This is a genomic window from Spirulina sp. 06S082 (genome assembly GCF_034932145.1).
Classification (GTDB): domain Bacteria; phylum Cyanobacteriota; class Cyanobacteriia; order Cyanobacteriales; family Spirulinaceae; genus CCY15215.
The window spans coordinates 1-2,907 of record NZ_JAYGHV010000467.1 but is presented as its reverse complement, the minus strand read 5'-3'; the positions used below and the strand labels follow the sequence as shown (position 1 = coordinate 2,907).

The 2,907-nt window shown below is 37.9% G+C and carries 4 protein-coding genes; 2 read left to right on the top strand and 2 right to left on the bottom strand.

Annotated elements, in window-relative coordinates:
• Positions 1-253 (top strand): GNAT family N-acetyltransferase (locus tag VB714_RS27035; protein WP_323228422.1); only part of this gene is annotated, 253 nt, incomplete at its 5' end.
• A gap of 8 nt (positions 254-261) precedes the next feature.
• Here the strand turns inward: VB714_RS27035 and VB714_RS27030 are convergent.
• Both VB714_RS27030 and VB714_RS27025 read right to left on the bottom strand, forming a co-directional pair.
• Positions 262-1,137 carry a ParA family protein gene (locus VB714_RS27030; protein WP_323228420.1) on the bottom strand — a complete coding sequence of 292 codons (876 nt, stop codon included), beginning with the start codon at positions 1,135-1,137 and terminating at the stop codon, positions 262-264.
• Positions 1,138-1,194: 57 nt separating this feature from the next.
• Positions 1,195-2,115, bottom strand: a complete 921-nt coding sequence (locus VB714_RS27025) for a ParA family protein (protein WP_323228418.1) — start codon at positions 2,113-2,115, stop codon at positions 1,195-1,197.
• Between the two features lie 290 nt (positions 2,116-2,405).
• Between VB714_RS27025 and VB714_RS27020 the strand changes: the two genes are divergently transcribed.
• Positions 2,406-2,907: type I restriction enzyme HsdR N-terminal domain-containing protein (locus VB714_RS27020; RefSeq protein ID WP_323228417.1), on the top strand; the 502-nt coding region annotated here is incomplete at its 3' end.

Sequence of the window (2,907 nt, the reverse complement as noted above, 5' to 3'; positions counted from 1 at the left end):
GATTGAGAAGGGAAATAAGGCGGTAGAATTGCGGAAAATGTATTTGTTACCGGAAGTACGCGGACAAGGGTTAGGGCATTTTTTATTACAACAATTAGAAATGGCGATCGCAGCACGAGGGTTTCAAGAAATTTGGTTGGAAACGGCGACTATTCTCAAAGAAGCAGTCAAACTTTATGAAAGCTACGGCTATCAAATTTCAACGGGAGTAGAAACTCAACGCTGCGATCGCCTTTATATTAAAAAATTTTAAACTTAAATTTAAACTTTCTGCATAAATTCTTCTGCTATTTTAATAAATGCTTTTGCTCCTGATGAATTGGGACTATTGAGAACAACTGGCGTAAAATTATCAACTGCTTTAGCAACATTAACATCCATAGGGACTCGGTTTTTAAAAATTTTATTCTCGGCAAAATCTTGCTCAATTCGTTGGATCACTTGATTGTAATAGCGTCCACTAAACATTCCACCGGAGAGAATAAAAACAATGCCTAATAAATTTACATCGCGTGCAGGATTATACTGTTTTTTTAGTTTTTCAATCCTTCTTTCTAGGAGTTGAATGCCAATTAAAGATAAAGGTTCAGGTCTGGCAGGTAATAAATAGAAATTACTGGATACAATTGCACTTCGAGTTAAAAGATTATAGCCTGGAGCGCAATCAATCAGAATGAGATCGTAGCGATCGATAACAGGCATGAGAATGCTTTTAATTAAAATACTCTCAAAATGTTCCCAAACTTCAGAAAACTTTGTAATGTCTTCTTTCGTGGCTTTTTTATACAAAGTTTCCGCGATCGTATATTCATCATAAAGTTCAATATCTCCTGGTAATAAATCTAATCCTGCAACCTCAGCAACGGATTCTACGATCATATCTTCAGTAGAATATTTTCGAGAAATATAAGGGCGAATTACTTTATCAATCAGATAACTAATGGTTCGTCTTCCTTTCCGCAAACGCGAGAAATCATGAGGAGAAATCACGCTTAATGTGGCACTAATTTGCGAGTCTAAATCAACGATAAGAACCCGCTTGGCGAAATTCTTGACCAAACAAGTTGCAAGATTAACCGTCAGAGTCGTTTTACCAACTCCTCCTTTCATGTTAATTGTAGTTAGAATCGATGCCATGCAAATATCTCCCAATGAAATTCAGTTAAAAATCAAGCTAATGTTAGGGCTTCTATTTTAGCGTTTATTTTCTCTTTTACTCTTAACAAGTTTTACTAATTTCCGCAAAAATTCTGGAGCGAGTTTAACAAATGCTTTGGCTCCAGAAGAATGAGGACTATTAAGAACAACGGGTTGAAAATCATCAACTGCACGCGCGACATCAACATTGAGGGGAATTTCTGTAGAAAAGATTTTCTCTGTGCCAAATTCTTGTTCGAGACGATACTTAACTTTACGTTCCATGTCGGTTACTTGTCCGCGAGATGTATAGACAATTCCCAGAGATTCGATCGCGCCGCGATTGACTTTTTTCAGTTGTTCGATGCGACTTTCTAATAGTCCAATTCCAACAACAGAAAGGGGTTCTGCTTTGGCTGGAATTAAGTAATAATGGCTGGCAAGTAACGCACTGCGGGTAATCAAACTATCTCCTGGAGGAAAATCCAGTAAAATCAAATCATACTGTTTAATAATGGGTTTGAGGAGAACGCGAATAAGATTATTTTCAACATTATTCCAAGTCCGTTCAAAGTCTTGTTGATGAGATTGAGATTTGCCGGCAATTAAAGCAGATAAAACAAAATCATCATACAATTCTACATCTCCCGCTAGGATATCTAGCCCCTTTATTTGACAAATATCGCGATATATGATTTTTTCGATAGATAATCGTTCTTCTGTGTCCGTTCTGATGGTTTGATGAACGAGGGTTTTCAGGGTGCGTCTTTCCTGTTTTAACTTGGCAAAGTACAAGGGGGGCATCATGCTGAGGGTAGCATTGATTTGGGTGTCGAGATCGACGATCAAGACCCGCTTTTGGCGATCGCGTGCTAGACAAGTCGCCAAGTTAACTGCAATGGTGGTCTTTCCCACACCCCCTTTCATGTTCGCGATCGAAACAATGTATCCCATATAGCTGCGTTCGGTATTTGCCAATCTCGATCATAATCTGAAGCTCGAGCTTTGGGAAAATGTCTCGATTTTTCTTTCTCGACAAATCATTTTCAAGATTTTGTAAAATTGTAACTTTTTGTGTTGTTTTTATAAAATTTTATGTAAAGTGAGCATTTTTGTTTTTATTGTGATGATAATCTTCTAAGTTAAGCGATCGCCCAAAATCGAAAATTCTAACAAAAAATCCCATGAGGAAATAGCACTTGAGTTTTCATCCTGACATTTGCCGCAATGAAGCTGAGGTCGAAAGTAAGCTAATAGTACGATATCTTTTGCCTGCACTAGGTTACACCCCCGATCGCTGGCATCAGGAGGTTGCTTTTGAGAACGTTCGTTTTGATTTTTTGGCGTTTGAAAAGCAAGAAGTGCCTTTCAAAATCAATAAAAATTCTTCGATCGCAGTTGTCATTGAGGCTAAACATCCAAGAGAGAATTTAGATGACCACGTTCGCAAGTTACGACGTTATCTAGAGATATTATCCGTTCGTTATGGTTTGCTGACAAATGGTAAAGAAATTCGGATTTATGAAAGAGTACAAGATAAAATTATCTTAAAGTTTCGTTGTGCTGGCATGGAGGTTAATGATAAAATCGACCAGATTAGGGCATTAATTGGTCGGGATAGTCGCAAACAAAATAATTTTGTAAGCACTCCTCAGAAGGCGATCGCCATTTCTAAAACCAGTTCTGAGAAATCGGATCGCGATCGTAAGGTTCCAAACTCTATCAATTTAGTTCCCAAGGAAACCAAGTCAAACATGAAAACAATAGCGG